The following is a 2718-nucleotide window of genomic DNA, read 5'->3' on the forward strand; positions in this document are numbered from 1 at the left end:
CGATGTCCTTCACCATCGTCTGGCCTAGCGCGTTGGTTTGCTGCTCCGGCAACCCACACCCTTCGTACCAACGCGTGGTTTCGGTGTGCCCCAGCGCATTGGTCACGCTCGCCAGATAGGCGCCCGAGGGCGTGTAACCGTAGGTGGTGACGTTGTCCGGACTGCCCGCTGCACTGACGGTCTTGGTTTTAGGGTGGCCGAACTCGCCATAGGTATAGCTCTCCCTGATGCGGTATTTCGGCTGATCCGGTTCGATCGTCGTGGATTTGAGCAATCCGTTGGCGTAGTACTCGTTCGCGATAGTGCGCAAGGTGTAGCCGACCCCAGGTTTGGGTTCGTTTGCCGTCCATTCCACAGTCGGCAGACCCAATACATAACCGCCCACGCCAGTCGGATCCGCAGGATCGTGATGTTCGAAAATGCGCTCGGTCACGGTCGTAGAGCCCGCGGCGACGACGATCTGGGTTTTGGGCAACCCGTAGTTGTCCGGGTCGTAACCAATCGTTCTCGTGCTGCGGCTCAGCGGCTGATAGCTTTCGCCCTGACCGCCGCATTGCTGCGCACCGTCGTAGGCCTGCGTCAAGCAGGCGAACAAGCTGCCGGCCGTGGCCGCAGGCGCATCGCTGCTCACTTCGTAAATCGTCGCCGTGCTGGCATCCAGTTGCCGACGCCAGGTGCCGGGCATCTTGCCGGCATGCGCGCTGTAGCGCTGCCCGCCGTGGCTGATCCGGATTGGTTCCTTCGGTTCGCCCCAGACCATCGCGGTAGAACTCAGCAAGCTGCCCGCCAACGGATAAGCCTTAAAAGTCGCATCGTAGGCCGGTGCAGTGTCGTAACGCTCGACGCGCAGGCTATTGACCATGCCGCTGGAGGTGGGCGTCGAACGCTTTGCGATGTGCCGATCGATACCCAGCGATACACCGTTGCGAACATCCGTTATCGATTTGCCGTAAAGGTAATGCGTAGTGGCGTACAGCGGCGCATTGCCCGCATCATGGCCGGTGTCGTTGCGCAATCGCGCCACCGCCGCCGCCGTGCTGGGCCGGCTCCACAGCGGATACGGCAGGTCGATGTCCGCTTGCGTCCAGGGATGATCGGGCGAGGTCAGGCTCGATCGCGGAGCGTAGTCCAACTCGGTGCGCGCACCCAGGCCATCGGTCACCGCCACCAGCAGATTCGCTTGCGGCTCGTCGGTCGTCTCCGGCTCGCCTATCAGCCAACGCCCGCGTACATGGTCGTAGAACATCAGCTCGTCGCGGCCGTCGTGGTCTACGTCCAGTTGCATCAGGCGCGCGGCCAGTCCGTACTGATGCTGCGCATAAGTGTCGAGCATGGCCGGCGACTGGTCCGATTTTTCCCATTGGGTGTGATTAAGACTGACATAGTTCGCCTCCCAGCCCGGCCAGCCCGTCAGCGGTGCCGACGGCACCAGCTTGTCGATGTTCAACCCCATCAGGGTCTCGGCTTCGGACAATCCGCCGCCGTGGCGTCCCAGCCGCCATACCGGAGTGACCGCATACGTTCCGGCCATGCTGTCGCCCATCCAGCCGCCGCTCGGGGTGAAGGCCATACGCAGATAGCCCAGATCGGCCAGCCCATCGCCGTTGCCATCGCCGATCAGGCTGCTGGCGAATTCCATGCGCCAGCCGCGCGTGGCTGCGGTCGCCTTGGTCCAGGCTGATTTGAATAACTCCGCCTGTGCGATCGCCGGCATGCCCTGCACATAGCCGGTCTCCAGCAATTGCTTCTCGGCCGGATCCAGGTCGGTATCCCACAACCGGTGCGTGCTGCCCAAGTCGAAGGTGCCGTCGCCGCGGTTGAGATATACGAACACCGCGATCTTTTCGTAGGTTTGTTCGATCAGTTCGGTGCCGAATTCGGTGACGTCCTGGAACGAGCACCCGCGCGTGGGGAACTGCACCTGTTGATTCACCACCTGGCCGTAGTGGCAAGCCAGCAGGTCCACCATCAGCACGTCGGTCAAGCCGTCGCCGTTGACATCGCCGGTGCGCATTTCGCTGGGGCCGCCGCCCACCATCAGCGCGTCCGGACTGCCCCAGTCGGTCAGCCGGCCATCGCGCACCGCCAAACCATCGGCCATCATGCCGCCGTCGGGATTAGATGGACTGGAGCGTTGATGCGCGCTGTAGCGCCCTTGCGAGTTGCCGGCACGCTGCCAGCGCATGAAGTATTCGTACGGCAATCCGGTCGGGCCGTAGGTCAGGCCGGTGCCGATCTCGTAAGTGAAGGCGTTGTAGGTCGTCTCCCCGATGAGCTTTTCGGCCCACACTTTTTCGCGCTGTTTGGGCCAATAGCCGGCCAGCTGCGGATTGTTGGGATCTTTGGGATACGGATCGTCCACCGCCCCGGCCGGCACGTTCGGCTCGATGCCGCCCAGCGTGATCTGCGCCACATGGGGGTGGGTGCGGCGCAGGAACGATTGCCGGCCGTCGCCGTGCAGATCCAGCACCAGATAGCTGTCTTTGGCGTGGCATGGGATCGGATTACCCGCCAGTCCACCGTCGGTAGCCGGATAGCCGCCTTGGCTAAGATCGATGCCGTGCCCGGGCACGTTCAAGCCGTAGTACATGTGACCGCTCACCCAACTCACCGGATCGGAGTGAGCGCCGTAGTACATCGGCATGGCCTTGCCGGCGGCCGCCGCGTAATTGGCGTCGGACTTGCAGAACATCACGTCGGTCAACGCATCGCCATTCA

The 2718-nt window shown here is 63.0% G+C and carries 1 protein-coding gene; it reads right to left on the reverse strand.

The window, feature by feature from the left end:
• The coding region (locus M2650_RS16335) for a hypothetical protein (RefSeq protein ID WP_249476244.1) at window positions 1-2718 on the reverse strand (2718 nt) is incomplete at both ends.

Source organism: Luteimonas galliterrae, from assembly GCF_023374055.1.
Classification (GTDB): domain Bacteria; phylum Pseudomonadota; class Gammaproteobacteria; order Xanthomonadales; family Xanthomonadaceae; genus Luteimonas_C; species Luteimonas_C galliterrae.